Origin of the sequence: Halolamina salina, assembly GCF_042678005.1 — an archaeon.
GTDB classification, from domain to species: domain Archaea; phylum Halobacteriota; class Halobacteria; order Halobacteriales; family Haloferacaceae; genus Halolamina; species Halolamina salina.
The window spans coordinates 5,979-6,318 of the sequence record NZ_JBHUDH010000166.1 but is presented as its reverse complement, the minus strand read 5'-3'; the positions used below and the strand labels follow the sequence as shown (position 1 = coordinate 6,318).

Genomic DNA, 340 nt, shown 5'->3' with positions numbered 1-340 from the left:
CCGTCGATCGGCGTCGAGCCGAAGCCGCCGGCGGTCAGGCCGCCGACGACCCCCGCGAGCGCGACGACGAAGAGGAAGAAGCCGACGCGGGCGGCCGTCCCCAGGTCAGGCATCGGCGGTCACCTCCCGTGCGGCCGTGGTGTTGGCGTCGAGGCCGTCGGGCGTGCCGTAGATCATCAGGAAGTGGATCGAGTCGACCCCGCGGTCGGTGTACGGCGCCGTCTCCCCGCTCACGCTGCCGTTGGCGCCGAGCAGGCTCGCGAGCGACGCCAGCTGTGCGGGGTTGTAGTAGTCCACCCGATAGTTCGAGAGGCCGGCCTGCTCGGCGGCGCCGGCGATC

General features: G+C 72.6%; 1 pseudogene. It reads right to left on the bottom strand.

Annotated elements, in window-relative coordinates:
• Nucleotides 1–105 precede the first annotated feature (105 nt).
• Nucleotides 106–340 (bottom strand): annotated as a pseudogene (locus ACFR9S_RS13250) (hypothetical protein); the annotation flags it as partial.